The sequence below is a fragment of the Enhygromyxa salina genome (genome assembly GCF_000737335.2).
Lineage (GTDB): Bacteria > Myxococcota_A > Polyangia > Nannocystales > Nannocystaceae > Plesiocystis > Plesiocystis salina_C.
Window position 1 is genome coordinate 1 of record NZ_JMCC02000144.1, and the last position, 19,112, is coordinate 19,112.

The 19,112-nt window shown below is 65.8% G+C and carries 11 protein-coding genes and 1 tRNA gene; 5 read left to right on the forward strand and 7 right to left on the reverse strand.

All coding sequences use genetic code 11. The features are described 5' to 3' along the window. From DB30_RS36955 to DB30_RS36970, 4 genes are all read right to left on the reverse strand, one after another. A partial coding sequence (locus tag DB30_RS36955; RefSeq protein WP_146662310.1) for a serine/threonine-protein kinase occupies positions 1 to 1,099 on the reverse strand: 1,099 nt, incomplete at its 3' end. Between the two features lie 110 nt (positions 1,100 to 1,209). Then, positions 1,210 to 3,336 (reverse strand): S9 family peptidase, encoded by a 2,127-nt coding sequence (locus DB30_RS36960; RefSeq protein WP_052558129.1) that lies wholly within the window; start codon positions 3,334 to 3,336, stop codon positions 1,210 to 1,212. Positions 3,337 to 3,395: 59 nt separating this feature from the next. After that, on the reverse strand, positions 3,396 to 3,827 hold the full coding sequence (locus DB30_RS36965) for a response regulator transcription factor (RefSeq protein WP_146662312.1): 432 nt from the start codon (positions 3,825 to 3,827) through the stop codon (positions 3,396 to 3,398). Next, on the reverse strand, positions 3,828 to 4,817 hold the full coding sequence (locus DB30_RS36970; RefSeq protein ID WP_165704118.1) for a hypothetical protein: 990 nt from the start codon (positions 4,815 to 4,817) through the stop codon (positions 3,828 to 3,830). It abuts the gene before it with no gap. Between the two features lie 621 nt (positions 4,818 to 5,438). Here DB30_RS36970 and DB30_RS36975 point away from each other — a divergent pair. From DB30_RS36975 to DB30_RS36985, 3 genes are all read left to right on the forward strand, one after another. Continuing rightward, a tRNA-Phe gene (locus DB30_RS36975) sits at positions 5,439 to 5,511 on the forward strand. Positions 5,512 to 5,587: 76 nt separating this feature from the next. After that, positions 5,588 to 6,532 (forward strand): bestrophin family protein, encoded by a 945-nt coding sequence (locus tag DB30_RS36980; protein WP_052558133.1) that lies wholly within the window; start codon positions 5,588 to 5,590, stop codon positions 6,530 to 6,532. A 106-nt stretch (positions 6,533 to 6,638) separates the two neighbouring features. Beyond that, a complete protein-coding gene (locus DB30_RS36985; RefSeq protein ID WP_052558135.1) occupies positions 6,639 to 8,561 on the forward strand; it encodes a S8 family serine peptidase in 1,923 nt (640 codons plus the stop codon). 134 nt (positions 8,562 to 8,695) lie between these two features. Here DB30_RS36985 and DB30_RS36990 read toward each other — a convergent pair whose 3' ends face one another. Then, positions 8,696 to 9,442, reverse strand: coding sequence for a tyrosine-type recombinase/integrase (locus tag DB30_RS36990; RefSeq protein ID WP_240480414.1), 747 nt, complete (start codon positions 9,440 to 9,442; stop codon positions 8,696 to 8,698). Positions 9,443 to 10,697: 1,255 nt separating this feature from the next. Between DB30_RS36990 and DB30_RS36995 the strand changes: the two genes are divergently transcribed. Together DB30_RS36995 and DB30_RS41955 are read left to right on the forward strand one after the other, a co-directional pair. Then, positions 10,698 to 11,519, forward strand: a complete 822-nt coding sequence (locus DB30_RS36995; RefSeq protein ID WP_146662318.1) for a hypothetical protein — start codon at positions 10,698 to 10,700, stop codon at positions 11,517 to 11,519. Between the two features lie 1,547 nt (positions 11,520 to 13,066). Further along, entirely contained in the window at positions 13,067 to 13,738 is a 672-nt protein-coding gene (locus DB30_RS41955; protein WP_205633149.1) for a hypothetical protein, read from the forward strand. A gap of 427 nt (positions 13,739 to 14,165) precedes the next feature. Here the strand turns inward: DB30_RS41955 and DB30_RS37005 are convergent, their stop codons facing one another. Both DB30_RS37005 and DB30_RS37010 read right to left on the reverse strand, forming a co-directional pair. Further along, complete coding sequence (locus tag DB30_RS37005; protein WP_052558141.1) at positions 14,166 to 17,654, reverse strand: serine/threonine-protein kinase; 3,489 nt, start codon at positions 17,652 to 17,654, stop codon at positions 14,166 to 14,168. A 476-nt stretch (positions 17,655 to 18,130) separates the two neighbouring features. Then, positions 18,131 to 18,970, reverse strand: a complete 840-nt coding sequence (locus DB30_RS37010) for an enoyl-CoA hydratase/isomerase family protein (RefSeq protein WP_052558143.1) — start codon at positions 18,968 to 18,970, stop codon at positions 18,131 to 18,133. Between the last annotated feature and the right edge of the window lie 142 nt (positions 18,971 to 19,112).

Genomic DNA, 19,112 nt, shown 5'->3' on the forward strand with positions numbered 1-19,112 from the left:
CATAGCCGAGCGCGCTCGCGCTGACGAGCGCGAGCGTCAGCCACAGCGCGGTCCGCAGCGCGCGTTGCCGGGCCCGACGGCGGACGGCGATGGGCGAGCGCCCCTTCAGCGCGGCCGTGAGCGCGTCGGCGACCGCCGCCGCAGTTGGCGGGCGGTCGTCGGCCTGCTTGGCCAGCATCATCGTCACGACCTCGCCCAGCGCCCGCGGGACATGCCGAGGCAGGGGCGGCGGCTGCTCGTGCAGGTGCGCCGTCACGTAGCCAACCGCGGTTGGCGACGAGAACGGCAGCACCCCCGCCAACAGCTCGTAGAGCATGACACCGAGCGAGTAGAGATCACTGCGACCGTCGAGGGGCTCGGCCCGCAGCTGCTCGGGTGACATGTACTGCGGCGTGCCAAACATCGCCCCGCTGCGGGTGATGTCCGAGCCCTCGAGCTTGGCGATCCCGAAGTCGAGCACCTTGGCGAAGGTCGGGCCCGGCGTGTCGCCACGCTCGATCAGCATGATGTTGGAGGGCTTGAGATCCCGATGCACGACGCCCGCGCCGTGGGCTTCGGTCAGCGCCGCACAGATCTGCGTGGCGATCGCCACGACCCGCTCGGGTTCCAGGGAGCCTGCCTCGCGGACCACCTGCCCCAGGGTTGGCCCGCTCAGATACTCCATCGCCATGAACAAGGTGCCATCGTCGAGCTCGCCCCAGTTGAAGATCTGGACGATGTGCGGGCTCTCGAGGCTGGCCGCCGCCTTGGCCTCGTTGCGAAACCGCTCGATGTGATCGTCTAGGTCGCTGCCGCGGGTCTGCGCGTGGACGATCTTGATCGCAACCTGGCGACCGATCGCCGGCTGATCCGCGAGGTAGACCTCGCCCATGCCGCCCTCGCCCAGCTTGCGACGGATCACATACTGCCCGATCACGTCGCGGCCGATCATCGAAGGCCCGCGAAACGGGCGGGTCGTGCCGTCGACTTCGCTGGCCGCGAGCGTGGGTGCCCCGCTCGCGGTGTCGGCCCCCACCGCCATGCTGATGCTGCTCCCACAATGCCAGCATTCGACGGCGTCTCCGTCGATCAGCGCGCTGCAGCCTGGGCAGGTCGGCACGGGCGAATCGTACTCCTTTTACCCCCACGGGCGCCTCCACTTGGCAGGTTAATTGGGCGGGCTAATTTGGACGGGCTAGTTGGGCGCGGCGCGTTGGTCTGGCTGGGACCCTACGCAACTCGCGGATCAGCTGCGTTTGGGAGCCCGAGGTGGTCGATCAAGAACGCATACTCGAGCGCGAGCTCGTGCAGGTACTCGAACCGGCCCGAGGGACCCGCGTGGCCAGCGTCCATGTTGGTCCACAAGAGGATCTGGTGGTCGTCGGTCTTGCGATCGCGTAGCCGCGCCACCCACTTGGCAGACTCCCAATAGCCGACGCGCGGATCGTTCCAGCCGGCGAGCACGAACATGGCCGGGTACGCCTGCGCGCGCACGTTCTCGTAGGGCGCGTAGGCGTGGATCCAGGCGAAGCCTTCGGCCGAGGTTGGGTCGCCCCACTCGTCGCGCTCGACCAGGCTCAGCGGCAAGCTTGGATCCAGCATGGTGTTCAGCACGTCCACGAACGGTACGTCGGCGACGATCGCCGTGAACAGCTCGGGTCGGGCGTTGGCGACGGCGCCGACCAACAGACCTCCGGCGCTGCCTCCTGTCGCGACCAACTGGGCTGGCGTGGTCCAGCGCTCGTGGATCAGGTGCTCGGCGCAGGCAACGAAGTCGTCGAAGCTGTTGTGCTTGGCCGCGAGCTTGCCGGTGTCGTACCAGCTACGGCCAAGCTCGCCGCCGCCGCGCACGTGCGCCATCGCCCAGATCACGCCGCGATCCAGCAAGCTCAGGCGCGCGCTCGAGAAGCTGGGATCCATGGTCAGGCCGTAGGCGCCGTAGCCCTCGAGCACGGTCGGCCGCGGCGATCGGGACGCGTCGGTTGACTGGGGCTGTGACTGGGACTGTGCCCGCCAGACCAGCGAGATCGGCACGCGCGCGCCGTCGCTCGCCTGGGTCCAGATCCTCGCGCTGCGGTAGTGCGCCGGGTCGTGGCCCCCAACCACCTCTTCACGCTTGCGCAGGGTTCGGTCGCGGGTGCGTAGATCGTAGTCGTAGATCGACGCGGGGGTGGTCAGCGAGGTGTAGCCGAAGCGCAGCGTGGTGGTCTCGAACTCGGGGTTCGAGTCGCCCCACACCGAGTAGGCCGGATCAGGAAACTCGATCAAGTGCTCGCCCGGCGCGAGCGCGCTGTCGTCTCCGGCCCGCGCGGGCATGGGATCGAGCGGCACCACGCGGACCCGCTGCAGGCCGTCGTGGCGCTCCCAGATCACGAGGTGCCCGGCGAACACGTCCATGTCCTCGAGCAACACGTCGTCGCGATGCTGAACCAGGACCCGCGTCTCGCCTTCGTGGCCGGGCAGGGCGCGCAGCTCGATCGCAAAGTTGCGCGCGCCGTCGTTGCTCAGCACGAACAGCTGATCCCCCCGATGCGCGAGGCCATACTCGACCCCCTCGCGCCGGGCCGCGACCAGCTGGGCCGGCGCGGTCGGGGTCGCCGTGGGGATCAGCCACATCTCGGAGGTGACCTGCGAGTCGATGCTCATGGCCACGAACGCGTCCGATCGCGTGCGGTACACCGACACAAAAAATTTGGGATCGCGCTCCTCGTGCACGCAGACGTCGTTTGCCTGGTCGCTGCCAATCTGATGGCGCCAGACCTGCCAGGGCCGATGCGCGGGATCGAGGCGGGTGTAGAACAACACGTCGTCGTTGCCCCAGCCAAGCGCGCGCCCGCAGCCCACCAGCGTGTCTTCGAGCAGCTCCTCGGTGGCCAGGTTCTTGATCCGCAGCGTGTAGATCTCGTCGCCGTCGAGGTCGACGATGTACGCGCACAGTCGATGCGAGGGGCTGATCGCGAGGGCGGCGAGATCGAAGTAGTCGTGGGCCTCGGCCAGCAGGTTCTCATTTAGATAGACCTGCTCGGACGCCTCGTCGCGCGCGTGCGGGCGCCGACAGTGCCGCGGATACTCGTCGCCTTGCTCGGTGCGCGAGTAGTAGAGCCACGGGCCATCCTTGGTCGGGACCGAGCGCTCGTCCTCCTTGATGCGGCCCCGCAGCTCGCGATACAGGCGGGCACGAAGATCCCCGGTGCGCATGTCGAGCACCGCCTCGGCGTGGGCGCGCTCGGCCTCGAGGTGAGCTCGCACCTCGGGGTCGTCGCGGTCTCGCATCCACGCGTAGTCGTCGGCGAGGAGCTTGCCAAACAGCTCGCGAGAGGTCGGGCGACGGGACGGGACCGGGGGCTCGCTGACCATGAGGGGGGTGCTTGTAGCCGCGCGAACCGGCGAGCGCGACCGGTGCCTTCTCCGCAACCTCAGTCCGCGTCTCGATCCGGGTCGGAGCCGGTCTCGTCGCTTGGGACGTCGCTGCTTGGCGCGTCTCGCCTGGCGACGCCACCGAGCTGCAGCGCCTCACGCAGCAGCGCCTCGCGGGTCTTGGCGCCGGTCTTGGTGAAGATGTTGTGCATGTGCCACTTGACGGTCGCCTTGCTGATCCCGAGCTCGTCCCCGATCTCGGTGTTGCCGCTGCCTTGCAGCACGCGATCGAGGATCGAGACTTCGCGCTCGGTCAGGTGGGCCGAAGCGGCGAGTCGCGTGACCGCCCAACGCAGCCGCGACTGCGGCGAGTCGTGGTCGATCTCGCGGACCGCTTCGTAGCCAAGCGCCTCGAGCAGCGCGGTGATCTTGTTGGCCTGCTCGTCCCCATCCACGAAGAAGCGCACGCGAGTCTTGTCTTTGTTGGTCATCTAAGTCACCGATCCTGTGAGGTCGAGCTCATCGAGCTCGTCGAGCTGGGCGCAGCGGCGGTGGCCTCGACCCGAGAGCTCGCGTTCGATCAGACCGACCGCGGCCGGGCTGTAGACGTGGCTGATCACCGTGCGGTCGTGGCCGCGCGCCTTGTTGAGGAACGCACGCGAGTGCGCGCGGCTGCCCTTGAGGCCGAGGTTGGCGATCAGCGTGCCAACCCGCATGGCCGTCATCCCGGACCAGCGCTCGGCGATCTGGGTGGGCGTCAACCACCCGTGCGCGAGGACTTCCTGGTAGTCCTCGAGCACCCCGCCAAGCGCGAGCTCGCTGGCCACGACGCGGTGGGCTGCGAGTCGCTCTGGGTCGACGAAGCCGGGTTGTTCGAGGCGGTCGAGTAGTCGCTCGAGCACGGCGGCCTCGAAGCAGCGACGCTCGAACTCGAGTCGGTTGCCGGCGATCGTGGCGGCGTCGACCGAGAGGATCGGCTGCTCGAGCGCCCGCGTCGCGCGATCCCAGGCGTGAAATTCGGGGACGATCTGGTCCCGCAAGTGCGCCCGCAGCCGCCTGGCAACCGCGCTGTCAAAGCACGCACACAGCTCGTCGACCGCGACCGGGCCGAGCAACATGATCGGCTTGCGGTGATCTTCCTGGGCCAAGACCACGTGGGCGCGGTCGAGCTTGTCGAGCAGGTCCCGGCGATCGCCAGCGTTGAGCACGACGGTCGTGTTGGGCGGGCACGACTGCGCCCAGCGCTCGGCCAATGCGTCCACCAGTCGCCTGGGCTCCTCGACACCGAGCACGCCCGCAACCTCCGTCAGCAGCCAGAACGGGCGGTGGTCGCAAGCGACGGTGATCAGGCTCCAGCCCTCGAACGCGCCGACAAACTGGACGGCGAGCTCGCGCTCGTTCTCGGGCCGATCGGCGGCGCTGTCGTGGTCGCCACTCCCGGGCTCTGGGCCGGGCTCTGGGCCGGGCTCGAGCGCTGCCACGAGGCCATCCCGAGGGGTGGCCGCGGGCTCCGGGCGGGGGATGGCCGCTGACACGGCTCGAGTCGCGGGGTCTGGTAATCGCAACAGCATGGAACGTGAACCTCGACGCGATCTCAATATGGACCCTCGACCCCGTGACGGTCATTGACCCCACTGTCACGCGAGGATCACCGACGCGAACCGATGTCACCGTTCGTCACCGTTCGTCACCGTTCGTCACCAATGCCCCGAAAATGGCTCGAGATCTGGCGACTACAGCGATCCGTGCTGGCGGACCCAGACCGATCGATGGGGGTCTAGACGCCAACACGTCGGCGCTCGACGCATCTTTGCGTCGCGGGTGAATATATCAATTGGCTCGCGCCTGGGTCCGCCGTTTGTTCACAGATTCAACCCCGGGGTGGCTCGATAATGTGAACACCTTCATCGATCGGTGACGCGGTCGGTGACGCCCGGTCGGCTCGCTGGCCGCAGGGGCCCATCCCCGGGTCGAACTGCGCGCGATTGTCGCGCCTGTGAGTCAACCCTCCACGCCGGGCTGGAGCTGGCCGCCCACGCGGACTGGCTGGATGCTTGACGGGTGTTCGCCAACAGAGTAACCCTACGCCCCCTCAGCCGAGCGCCCAGGTAGCTCAGTCGGTAGAGCAGGGGACTGAAAATCCCCGTGTCGGCGGTTCGATTCCGTCCCTGGGCACCCCCAAGACCCCGCAGAGCCACTCTGCGGGGTCTTTCTTCATGCTCGGGGAACGCCGGTATAAACCCGAGCCTCCATGTTCGTCGACTTTCGAGGATCGATGTGGGGCCTGCTGCGCTGGCAGTGGAAAGCGTCTTTGTTGGTCGCGCTCGCGTCCACCCTGATCGTCACGTTCGAGCACTTCTTCGCAGCCCACGCGCACCACATCTTCTTGCCAATTGCGCCGGTTGCGGTGGTTGGCGGGGCGATCGGGATCTTCGTCAGCTTTCGGACCAACTCGGCCTACGGTCGTTGGTGGGAGGGTCGCAAGCTGTGGGGTCGGATGATCAACACGTCGCGTCACCTGTGCACCCAAGTCCTGAGCTACCTGCCCAACCCCGAGCACGGCGCCGAGCAGCAGCCACCGGTCCCCAGCGAGCTGCAGCGTTCCGTGATCCGCCGACACGTCGCCTATGTCCACGCGCTGCGGGTGCTGCTCCGCAGCGAGTCGCTTGCAGATGACGCCGACTTCGCCGCGTTCTTGCCCAGCAAAGAGGCGGAGCGGACGGTCGCGGAGTCCAACCCAACCCACGCGTTGCTGCACACGCAGATGCGCCTGCTGGTCGCCGAGAGCGACGCCGGCCGGCTCGACGCGCTGCGCCTGCAGTCTTTCGACGCCACGATCCGCGCGCTACTGGACATCCAAGGTGGTTGCGAGCGGATCCAAGACACCCCGTTCCCGCGCAGCTACGGGTTCATCGCGGATCGACTGATCATGGCCTACGGGATCTTGCTGCCGCTCGGCTTGGTCGGGCAGATCAGCAATGACTGGATCGCGATCCCGCTGACGATCTTGGTGTGCCTGAGCTTCGCGCTGATCAACGAGGTCGGTCGGGTGCTCGAGGATCCCTTCACCACCTTCTGGCCGTCGCTGCCGCTGTCGGCGCTGTCGAAGACGATCGAGATCAACCTGCGTCAGCGCCTGGGCGACGCGAACCTGCCAGAGGCGCCCAAGCAGGACGCGCGCGGGATCTTGATGTGAGCGGGTCCGCACCGGGCACAGGCCTGAGCCGCGCCTGATTAAGCCGTGCACCAGCGGCGTAGGACCCCTATAATTCCGCGGCCCGTGCCTGGCGGGCGAAACGCTCATGCAAAACAACAACTCCGTTCACTCGCCTCGCCTCGCCCTCGCTGCATCCGCGCTGTTTGGGCTCAGCTGTCTGCTCGCTTGGCAGCACGCGGAAGAGGACACCGGGGTGAGCGCGGAGCAGATCGAGCAGACAACCATCGAGCAGGAGCTCGCCGAGGGTCAGGACGGCCGGCAGCTGCTGCTCGACCTCGTCGAGCCCGAGGACGGCGAGGGCGGCTCCGAGGCCGAGCTCGAGCAGCTGGTGCGCTCGCTCGGGCTGCGCGCGGAGCCGGCCGGGTTCTACTCGGAGACCGAGCACCTGTGGCGGGTGTATGGCACCCCGGAGCAGCTCGCCGCGCTGCAGCGCGAGCGCGCGGGTGATCCGCTGATCGAGGGCATGGAGGCGGACGTGACCTACTCGCTGCCCAGCGCCGCGCTCGGCGGGTGGAGCACCCTGGACGCAGACGGGCAGACCGGCGACGACGCCGAGATCAACAAACCCAGCCGCCCTCGGTTCGCGCCCAACGACCCGATGTACCCGCTGCAGTGGCACCTCGACGCGATCAACACCCCAGAAGCGTGGATGCACACCCGCGGTCGCACGGCGACGGTCGCGGTCATCGACACGGGCGTCGCGTACAAGGATCTCGACTACAAGGGCGTCCACGCCAAGGCCGTGCCGGATCTGGCTGGCGTCGAGATGGTCCACGGCAAGAGCTTCGCCAACGGCCTGCCCGACGGGCTCGACGATCACGCCCACGGCACCCACGTCACCGGCACGATCGCCCAGGCCACGGACAACAAGGTCGGCGTGGCAGGCATCGCCCACCGCGCCAAGATCATGCCGCTGAAGGTGCTCGCCGCCAACGGCGGCGGCTCGGTCGCCGACATCGCCAACGCGATCCGCTACGCCGCGGACAACGGCGCGGACGTGATCAACATGAGCCTTGGCGGGCCCCTGCCGTCGCGCGTCATGGCCAAGGCCGTCGAGTACGCCCACGACAAGGGCGTGACCGTCATCTGCGCCGCGGGCAACGAGCAGCGCTCGCGCGTGTCGTACCCGGCCGCCTACGAAGGCTCGGTCGCGGTCGCGGCCACGGACTTCGAGGGCAAGCGCAGCTTCTACTCCAACTGGGGCAAGCAGCTCGACATCTCGGCGCCCGGCGGCGACACCCGCAGCGACAAGAACCGCGACGGTCACCCGGACGGGGTGCTGCAGAACACCATCGCGATTGGGGATCCCTCGCGCAACGACTACATGTGGTTCCAGGGCACTTCAATGGCTGCACCACACGCGGCCGGGGTCGCTGGCTTGATCGTGGCGCAGGGCGTGAACAACCCCAAGGAGGTCGAGCGGATCCTCAAGCAGACGGCCGTGCATCCCAACAACAAGGAGTGGGACAAAGAATACGGCGCCGGGATCATCGACGCCGAGGCGGCCGCGATCGCAGCCCGGTCGAGCTACCGCGGCGAGCGGCTTGGGTTCGCGGGCTTGCTGGGCCTGCTCGGGCTGGGCGGCCTCGGCTTCGCAGGCCTCGGCGCCCAGGCGATGACCGGCACCCTAAGGCGTCGCCAAGTCACCACGGGCGTCGGCCTGGTCGCCGGCGTTGGGCTGGCCGCGGGGGCGCTGACAATGCCAGCGGCGTACATGCTCGGCACCGTGACCACCACCGTCGGGATCGGCTCGGGTCTGTTCTTGTCCGCCCTGCTGCCCGTGCTGCTGACCCTGTTGCTGCTGCAACGCAAGTCGCTGCGCGGGTTCCTGACCGGCGTGAGCCTGGGTTGGTCTGCCCTGCTGCTACACGGCGCGGTCGTGCTGCCAACCCTGCTCGAGGGCATCCCCGGCGGGGCGGGCTGGGACCGGGCATGGCTCGGCGTCAACGCGCTGCTCTGCCTGTGGCTAGCGCGTCGCGTCGGCCGGGCCGGGACCCAGGCCGAATAGGCCAGGCCCCAGCGCCCCCGTCGGCGGAAAGCCACCCCAACATCCGCCGAAACCACCCGAGCCCCCTTCGTAGGGGGCCACACATGCGCCCGCGGACAAACGGTCCCGAGGGTTCCGAGGCTAAGTCATTGAAATTATGGGGTGTGCTGGGGACCGCGTGAAGCCGTCTCCAGAATGTCGCCGGCGCCGGGGTTCCCAACGTGGTGACCAGTTTTGTCCCGCCGTGGTGGCGGGCTTTCGAGCAAGGCGATCGCCGCCTCGCTCGCGCCGGGTGACAGGTGCATGTACCGCTGCGTGGTGAGCAGCGACGCGTGCCCGGCGAGTTGTTGGATCACCCGCGCCGCAGCCCCGTGCATGGCGAGGTGGCTGCAGAACGTGTGTCGCAAGGTGTGCGGGCCGTGCTGCCTCAGCTCCGCTTTGTCGAGCGCCTGCCCGAGCCAGGTGCGGCCGTTCTGGGGTGAGATCGGTTCGTCGTCACCACGACTGAACACCAGCGGCCGCTGGTCTTGCTTGAGAGTGCCGAGCACCGACGCGAGCCGCTTGGTCATGGGCACCGTGCGGATCTTGTCGTGCTTCGGCGTCGTGAACTCGCCGAGATACTCCGACCGCTCGATCGTGATGAGACGACGCGAGAGATCGACCGAGGTCCAGTGCAGCCCGCGGATCTCACCGTCGCGATGAGGTTCACACAGAATCGGCCTCCCGGTGTCGGTGTAGACGACGTCGCACAGATCGGGAGGCCCACTGGTAGGAGTGAGCGTCGCGAAAAACGTGAGTAGTACTTGGAGTTTGATGAACATGATGGTTCCTTCCGCCTGCCTGTTGGCTGGCAAGCCAAGCGTCGCACCGCCGACACGCGCGGCTCGACCGCCACGTGGCACCCGACCACATGGTCGGCAGGCTGTCGCTGCACGCCGTTGCATGTGTCACCGGCAGCGTCAGGCCTTCGCTGGCCCGCGATGACGACTGAAGCAGGCGCCACCAGGAGCGACTTGGCTGGGGCGGCCGATGCTGTGAGCGCGCGGGAATCTCCCGAGGATTGGCGAGGGTCGACCTCAGCGGAGCCAACCTCTGCGTGTGCGCTGACCAGGGTCGGCGCCCAACAGCAGGCGGTCACTGACGGAGGTCGCAGCGGACGAGCCGTGCTCGAGCTTCAACGCTCGCCGTCCTCACCGCAGTGACGCTTCGGTCGATGTCCCGCACGCCCCGCGGGATCTGCCGTCGTAGGTGAACCCGCGTTTCAGCATCACCGATCACGCACGGGGCCGACGAGCCGCATGCGGTCGCTAGCCGACGGTTGGCCCCACGCGCCAACCTGCGCGAACATCTAGGCGTGCCCAAAGCTGAGTTGTCAAGGGAACGGATCGGGTTGAGCACGCACCCTCGGTGCGCACGCCGAGTTGCTACGCCCACGCGAGGTAGGCTCCGAAGTCCGTCCCTCGCTCGCTGCACTCGCTCACTGGCCCAAAATGGGCCGCTTTTCACACATTCCCACTGCTAGCGATCGGGAGCATCGGTTTACCTGCGACGGCCGTACTGTGATATCCATGACGAATGGGGAAAACTAATGCCGTCGTGCTCGCGTGCGGGTTCGCACTGCTGGCGCTACCCAGGCAAGCGCTGGCTGAGAACCACCGAGTCTGTGTGACCTGGGTCTGGCTGGCCGGAGAGTTCGGTTACACGGACGCTCTCCGAGGCCCGCTGTCGTCGAAGGCATGGGAGACTTCGGTGGTTCGGACGACGTATTGGAGCCCGACTGGGAAATTTCGGTGAGACCGAAGGCGTGGATGCCGACGATGCATATGGCCGACGTGACGCCCCCGAAGAGTTCACCGCGAGGGAGATGCTCGTTCGTGTTCGATCGCCCGCGGGAGTCCTGTGGGGCTGGAAACCGCTAGACGAGGACGGGTGCACCGAAATATTCGATACTTCCGAGGGGACGGTTGCGCGCGACTGGGTTCGTGGACCGTCGGAAGCGCCCACATCGTTGCGCTGGAGTGTGACGCGCTGTTTGATGATTGCAGGCTTCCCACCTCCACAGAGATGCTAACTGTGGAGTTGGGAGTTACAGACATCGAGTACGCTCCAGATCCGCTTCTCCAAACCCATCGATCCGCGATCCCCATGCTCTGGGCGATGACCTTCGCGGAGGGGCGTCGTAGCTACTGGACTGGGGTCACTGCCTATGGTGCCCACTGGAACGAAGCGGTCGAGATCCCAGCCGCCATCACGAATCTCGCCATTTCGAACCGACCCACCGTCAACACCAGGGCGGAGGCTGAACTCCGAAAATACACGATGGCGCACGAGTACGGGCACGTTCAAACGCTCCTGCCGCTCCTACCAATCTGGCAGGAGATAGCTCCATTGTTCAACTACTGTGCGCCGAACTCATGCGACCAGGAGGTCTCCACGCTCGGTCATGACCGCGATTCGGTGGAGTGGCAAGCCGCGGCCGCCATCGAGGGCTTCGCGCACTTCTACGCGATGTCCGTGTGGAACGAGTTGACAGACGTTGGTGTCCTCGCCCAGCAAGGACCTCAACTCTGGGAAATCGTCGCCAACAAATCAACCGACACTTACACGAACAGCACGGGCACGTATGACAGTCTCCTGCAATTCAAAACCACGGACTCCTGCACGATGATGGATGCGGAACCCTGCCCGGAGTGTGTGTGCGATCTGGGCGTGTGGACCGACTGCAACTGTAGTAGCATGGCCATCGAACTCGACTGGGGTTTCTTCCTTTGGGATCTTCTGGGCGGCTCTCCAGCCCTCAGCATCGATACCGTGATGAAGCTCTTGGGCTTGTCCTATACTCTAGATAGTGATTGGCCCGAAGCAGGTGATCCAGACTGGTGGTCGGAATTCCAGAGTGACGCTCAGTCACAGTTTGGGACGATGGCGGAGCAGAGCCGGATCAGTGACGAGGCCGCGAACCGAGGGATCGACCAATGACGCGAACGAAATGCCTGGTGGCACTCGTCCTCGTCGCATGTGGGCCGGGTGGAGTGGAGGATGTGGGCGATTCCATTCCGACGACCACGACAACTGGGGAAGACCCAACAAGCGCGGAGACGACAGCCGAGGTCGAGTGCGAGAAGGGTTGGGAATGGTGCGATGGTGAGTGTCGTGTATTGGGCTGGGATGAGCAGAACTGCGGAGAGTGTCATCACCAATGTGACACGCGGGCGGGTTCCGGTGATTGTGTGCAAGGTTACTGCACACCCCTGGCGGGACCATGCCTCAGCGTCGATGATGGCTTCAAGACGTGCGGCGAGTATTGCGCGTCAATTGGCGAGCAATGTGCCGAAGCTCTGGACATCACGGGAAATCAATGCTACGGACGGATTTTGCTAGGGGAAAACTCGACGTGTTTGAATACGACCGGATACGTTCTTGATACGACGGAGATTTGTGATTGGCCGATCCCGTTCGGAGGGTCTGTCTACGATGGTCTGTTCCCGGTCAACGGTGTGGTCTGTTGTTGCACACAGGACAATGGCGGATGAATAGGCTCAATAATACATATCTTTGGATCCTCAGCGTCGTTCTCACAGGTTGCCAATACCCATCGCCGCCGGGAACGGGAACGGGGGAGGAAACTGGGGAGGAAACTGGCATTGTGATCAACGATGAGTGCGAGGAACACTCGGACTGCTACCACCCCGGCTTGGCTCAGTGCATAGCTGGTGAGTGTGTCCCTTGCGATGTAGGCGAGGGTTACTGCCCCACCGGGTATACGTGTGATATGGGTTCGAGCACGTGCGTACTTGCCTGCCCCATGGATGGCGTGCTTTTGAGCTTGTCGTATACTTTAGACGGTGATTGGCCTGAAGCTGGCGACCCAGACTGGTGGTCCGAGTTCCAGAGTGATGCTCAGACGCAGTTCGGGACGATGACGGAGCAGAGTCGGATCAGTGACGCGGCCGCGAACCGAGGGATCGACCAATGACTCGAGCAAGCTGTCTGGTGGCTCTCGTCCTCGTCGCGTGTGGGCCGGGTGGAGTGGATGATGCAGGTGATTCCATTCCGACTACCACGACAACTGGGGAAGACCCAACAAGCGCGGAGACGACAACCGAGGTCGAGTGCGAGAAGGGTTGGGAATGGTGCGATGGTGAGTGTCGTGTATTGGGCTGGGATGAGCAGAACTGCGGAGAGTGTCATCACCAATGTGACACGCGGGCGGGTTCCGGTGACTGTGTGCAAGGCTATTGCACCCCCGTGGCGGGACCGTGCCTCAGTGTCGATGATGGCTTCAAGACGTGCGGCGAATATTGCGCGTCAATTGGCGAGCAATGCGCCGAAGCTCTGGACATCACGGGAAGCCAATGCTACGGACGAATATTGCTAGGGGAAAATTCGACGTGTTTGAATGTGACTCCGTATCCTGTTGACCCGACAGAGATTTGTGATTGGCCGATTCCGTTCGGAGGATCTGTCTACGATGGTCTGTTTCCAGTCAACGGTGTGGTCTGTTGTTGCACACAGGATAATGGCGGATGAATAGGCTCAATAATACATATCTTTGGATCCTCAGCGTCGTTCTCACAGGTTGCCAATACCCATCGCCGCCGGGAACGGGAACGGGGGAGGAAACTGGGGAGGAAACTGGCATTGTGATCAACGATGAGTGCGAGGAACACTCGGACTGCTACCACCCCGGCTTGGCTCAGTGCATAGCTGGTGAGTGTGTCCCTTGCGATGTAGGCGAGGGTTACTGCCCCACCGGGTATACGTGTGATATGGGTTCGAGCACGTGCGTACTTGCCTGCCCCATGGATGGCGTGGACCCCGGTGACGATCCTGCTGAGGACAATGACTCACCGGGGACTGCGGCGACAATCAGTGAACTCGACGATCTTTCCCTATGGCTGTGTCCAGGTGACGTCGACTACTTCGAGTTCACGGTTCCCGGAGGCGGAGCGTCCGCGTACGTCAGCATCATCACAAATGCAGAACCATATGATGGTGACCTCGATCTCCTACTGACAGGGCCTTCAATGTTCTCGACGATTTCCGACTCCAGGTGGTACGGGCAGCATCACCCTCGGTCAGTTGAGGCGATCCACACCAAGTTGTCTGGCGGAACTTACACACTGAAGGCTCACCTGGTCAACGGAGAGGGCGGTCTTCCCTATCGACTCCAGGTTCGAATTCTCATCGGAAACTGACCTGACCTCGAGGCCGTCAACGCGAAATCCAGGCACTCGAGAAGCGAGCCTGTGGGTACGGAACCGAGCTCGCTTTCGCAACTCGATCTTGTTCCACTGCGGCGGCTCGATCTCTATCCGAGCTCTCTTGCTTCTGTTTGAGCACGAACTCTCCCGCAACCCTCGAAAAATCTCGGCGGCGACTGGGCTGTAGCTCGGATAGAGCAGATCTCGTCAGCTCAGCAGGTACCTCCGCCGAAGCCACCCCCTCCGCCGAAGCCACCCCCAACCTCCGCCGAAGCCACCCAACGTCCGCCGAAGCCACCCAACGTCCGCCGAAGCCACCCGAGCCCCCTTCTAGGGGGCCACACATGCGCTGGCGAACAAACGGCCCGCTGGGAGCGAGCGAAGCGAGTGACCCCGAAGTGCGAAGGCGGCTGTGGGGGTACTAACCGATCGGGCGCGTGCGGACGGTGTCTTCGTCGGGCGCCGTCGCGGGCTCGGGGATGTTGGTCGACTCGATGAAGTTGGTCCCAATGTCCCGCTCGATCCGAGCGAGCGCGTCTTGGGCCCAGTGCACGAAGCTGATCTCGTTGGTCGAGTGGAAGTCGGCGAGCATCTCTTCGAGCTCGCGCCGCGCCCGAGGGGTCTGGCCCATGATGTGGGCGACCTCGGCGTCGAGCAGGCGTAGCTGCTGCAAGGTGACCTGATCCCCGGAGCTCTGCTGCATGCGGCGACGCGCGGTCGCCAGCTGCACGGCGCCCTCTTCCACCTTGCCGAGCCGCGCCAGCGTGTAGCCCAAGAACCCGCGGTTGAGGTGCACGGCGTGGTCCAGACCAAACAGCGCGGCGATGTCGATCGCCTCGTTGAAGGCCGCGGCGGCGGGCTCGAGCTGGCCGGCGCGCAGGTACAGATCACCGAGGTTGTGCAGCGGCGTGTGCAACAAGCGTGGAACCCTGGCGGCCCGGACCTGCTCGATCGCCTGCAGGGTCTCGGGGATCGCCCGGTCGGGGTCGCCACCGAGCACGGCCAAGAACGCGATGCCAGACAGGTAGCTCTGGCGCTGGACCACGGGCACCCGCGCCGCGACAGGCTTGCCCATCTCGTGCAGGCGGCGGGCCTCGCCGAGCTGACCCGACAGCGACAGGCAGCGCAGGCGCACGCCGATGATGTGGCAGACGTCGACGTCGTTGGCGTCGTCGAGGTCGAGGATCTCCATGGCCTTGCGCGAGTAGGATCCGGCCTGCTCGATCTCGCCAGCCGAGAGCAAGACCTCGGCGCGGCGGTTGGAGATCCGCAGCTCGAGCACCCGATCCCGCGCCCGCTGGGCGGCCGAAGCTGCGCGCGAGAGCCGATACAAGGTCAGCTCCATGTCGTCGTCGACCTCGGCGGTGGCGCGATCGGCCAGACCCAGCCAAAACAGCGACTGCGCCCGGAAGTCGCGCATCAACTCGGACAGCAGGATCCCAGCCTCGTAGTGGGCGATCTCGCGGCGGGGATCATCGAGGGCGCCGCTGCCTTGATTGAGCAGCAGCAGCTTGGCCTCGAGCAAGCGCGGGATCGCGGCGGTGCCACCGTGCATGCGGAGCCGCCGGATCAGCCGCTCGAGCACGCTGGCGCCGAGCTGGGCCTGACCAACGGCGAACAACCCAGCGGCGGCTTCTTCGAGGGCGTCGACAGCCTCGAGCCCCTCGGCGGCGTCGTCGAGCAGCCGGACCTTCAAGAACACGAAGTTGCTGTCGATGACCTCGAGGTCATCGATGCGGGTTGCGAGGTCGAGCCGGGTCTCGTCGAGCGAGTCGGCGTAGCGGCGGCGCACGGCCTCGCGCACGGACTCGTGGGCGAGCGTGATGTGGCTGGTCGCCGAGGTCGTGCTGCGGACGATCAAGCCCTCGCCCTCGAGCCGGTCGATCGCGCGACGGAACCGGCTCTTGCGAAGGTCGCTCAGCTGCGCGAGCTGGGTCTCTTCGATCGGCGCCTCGATCAGGTACAGGATGCTGGCGATCTCCCACGCGCTGACGCCCTGAGCGTCGAGCCGGGCCTCGGACCGCTGCGCCAAGGTCTGGTGCAGGTTCTGGGCGGCCGGCGAGTTCGAGCGAAACACCCAGTCGTCGGCGTCGCGGGCCAAGATGCCCTCTTCGATCAGCACGCGCAGGGTCTCGCGGAAGCTCAGCGGGTGGCCACCGGTGAGGTTGTCGAGCGCCTTGACCAGCTCGCGGATCGCCGGGGTCTCGCCGAGCACGCCCTGCAGCACGGAGTGCATCTCGCGGCGCGTGAACGGGCGCAGGCTCCAGTTCTCGGCGAGCTGGTCGCGGGCGAGCGTGGCCAGCAGCGGTCCGAGCTTGGTGTGGGGGATCGAGCTGCCGCACAGCAACAGCGGGGCGCTGTTGTGGTCGATCGCGCGGGCGAGCTGCTCGAAGCGCACGAACTCGCTCAGACCCTTGGACAGCTCCGAGAGGTGCAGGCAGTAGGGCCGCTCGCGACACGCCGCGATCAGAAACTCCATCAGGCGACCGGCGGCGCTCTCGTCGGTGCCGCGATCCCGAGCGAGCTGCAGCAGCTCGGCGTAGTCGGCGATGACCTTCGAGCGCTCGCCGAGCGCGGTCGCGAGCTGCAAGACCACCGGCCCAAACGCCCCAAGCGCCGTGCGCTCGGTCGTCCAGCACGAGCTCTCGACGAACAGGCCACCGCCGATCTGGATCTCGCGCCGCAGCTCGCCAAGCAGCCGGCTCTTGCCCATGCCCTCTGGGGCCTCGATGATGACCGCGCGGATCAGCCGGTTCTTGCCCTGGGTCCGACTGCTCTCGGCCGAGAGCTCGGGCAGCAGCACGTCGGTCGCTCGCGTCAGCAGCAGGTCGAGGTAGCTCTGGCGATCCGCGAACGGCAGGTGCTCGACGAACACCCGGGCAAACTCGGCCCGGTCTTCTTGATTGTCCTGGCGATCCCGAATGTGCGAGGGCTCGCGCCGCAGCAGCTCGAGCACGATGCTGCGGGCGCTCTGCGGGCGACGCTCGGGATCGGGGTTCAGCATCCGACCGATCAGCTCGGCGACGACCGGACCGGCCTGCTTGAGCAGCGCCCCCGCGAGCTCGGGTCGCCAGTCTTTTTGGGCGCGCAGGGCCTCTTCGAAGTCGCGCGAGGGGAACGGCTTGCTGCCCCGGATCGCCGCGTACATGGTCGCCGCGAGCGAGTAGATGTCCGACCGGCTGTCGGTCTTTTCGCCGCGGATCTTTTCTGGCGCCGAGAACCCCGGCGTCCCGTGCACGTCATCGCTGCCTTCCTCTTCGCCGCCCTCGCCGTCGGGCCCGTTGCGCAGCACCCGAGCGAGGCCAAAGTCGATCAGCTTGGCCTGCGCCTGCCCGTGGTGGTTGGTGACCAGCACGTTGGTCGGCTTGATGTCCTCGTGGACCATGCCGAGCGCGTGGATGTAGTCGAGCGCCCGCGCGAGCTGGACGAACACATCGACGATCAGCTCGCGCGACTTGGCCTCGAGGAACTCGCTGAGGTACACGCCCTCGACCAGCTCCTGCGTGAAGTAGACCCCGTCGATCTCGTCGCAGCGGCCGAACTCGTAGACCGTCGCGAGGTTCGGATGGTGCAGCCGCGTCAGCAGCAGGAACTCGTCTTTGAACCTCTCGGTGACGTCGTCCGACGGCGCGGGCGAGGGGTTGGACGTGAAGTTCTTGCGGTTGGTCCGCGATCCCGCGCGGCTGTACCGGCCAAACCGCGACCTCGAAGACGACTGACTCGAGGACCCGTCGAGCGAGCGCGAGCGGGTTCCACGCGGGTCTGCGGCGCCATCCGAACGAATGACCTTGAGCGCGACTTCACGATCTTCGAGCTCGTCCTCGGCGCGGTAGACCGCTCCGAAGCCCCCTTTCCCAAGGAGCTCCTTTATGTGGTAGCGCCCCGCGATTTTTTTCGGGATATCGGTCATCGACGCGAATCTGCGCTGGCCGCGGCTGAACTGTATCTACCTAGATTGCGGGGCACAACAGTGCCGGCAAACAGCAGACGATGAGGGGAGAGTTCTGCGGTGTCTCGGTTTACCGTTATTACATCAATAAAATTTCATGGCTAGTAGAGCGGGCGTACAGTGAGCGGGCGGAGCGGCCGCACTGGTCGAAAGAACGACACATGATCCAAAGCCTGAGAGTAATATGAGCCTGTAAGTAGGGGGCTCCGGGTTCGCACCGAATTCGTGTTGGTATTCGTGATCAGGATGACGCTTTGAACAAGCGTGCCCCTCCATGGCATTTCGCGCCACGACGGACGTGACTCGATACCCGTCCCGTCGGTCACGGGGCGCGAAACCCGATCCCGCGAGAGGGCCGCCAGAGATGGCCGCGCGCTAGAGGATCCAACTTGACCGTTGGATCGTGCGACTGGCGATACCGCGCTGATCAAACGGGATCAACGCAGGCGGTGCTTGCCCCACGCGGGGGTCTCGCCGTCGCGAATCGCGGCAAAGCTCGCGCGACCGATCGCAGCTTCGCCAAGATCCACGCACCGTTCGTAGGCCGCCTCTTCGAGATCGATGCGCTCGGCTTCACAGCGCCCAAGGCCGTCGAGCAGCGCGGCTTTGTAGCTAGCGAGCGCGAGCGGCGAGCGACGGCGCAGCTGCCGAGCGAGCTCTTCGACCCGGGTGAGGCCCGCGTCGACGTCCGCGGCGAGCTCTTGCACGAGGCCGATCCGCGCGGCCTCGGCCGCGTCGATCGACTCGCCAGTGCAGCCAAGCCGAAGCGCCTGCGCGGGGCCGACCAAGCTCGCCAGCTCTGCAGTGCCGCGGGCGCCCGGGACGATGCCGAGGCCGGTCTCGGGGAGCGCGAAGCTGGCGGCTTGGGTAGCGATCGAATAGTCGGCGGTGAGCATGTACTCGGTGCCCCAACCCAGCGTGACGCCGCTGCTGAGCGCGATGTTGAACAGGGGGAGTCGTCGCAGACGCTGCATGAGCTTGCGCTGGCGGATCACGTGCGCCTTGACGCGCGCGTCATCCCACTCGACTCGCTCGGTCACGTTGGCGCCGGCGATGAAGATCGGCTTGCCGCTCTTGCTGACGCGGCGACTGGTCGTGCATAGGCAGGTGATCGCTTGGGGGAGATCCGCGGACTCGAGCAGGGTGCACAGGGCTTCGAAGGCGACTAGTTGTTCGGTGCCGATCTCGTTGGCCTTGCCGTGGTCGAGCTCGAGGACCAGTAACTGTAGGGTGGGGTCGAGGCGCGGGTTTAGGGCGGAGATCGGGGAGAGATCCATGGGGGGGTTTTACTTTAATGAGCGGGGGTTCGTGTTGGGTGGGGGTCGTGGGCGTGGTTTGGAGAGTGGGGGGGGGACGGCGGGGGGGACGGCGGGCAGCCCGGCGGGCTCCGAGGGTCCCTCGGAGCGAAACCACTCACCG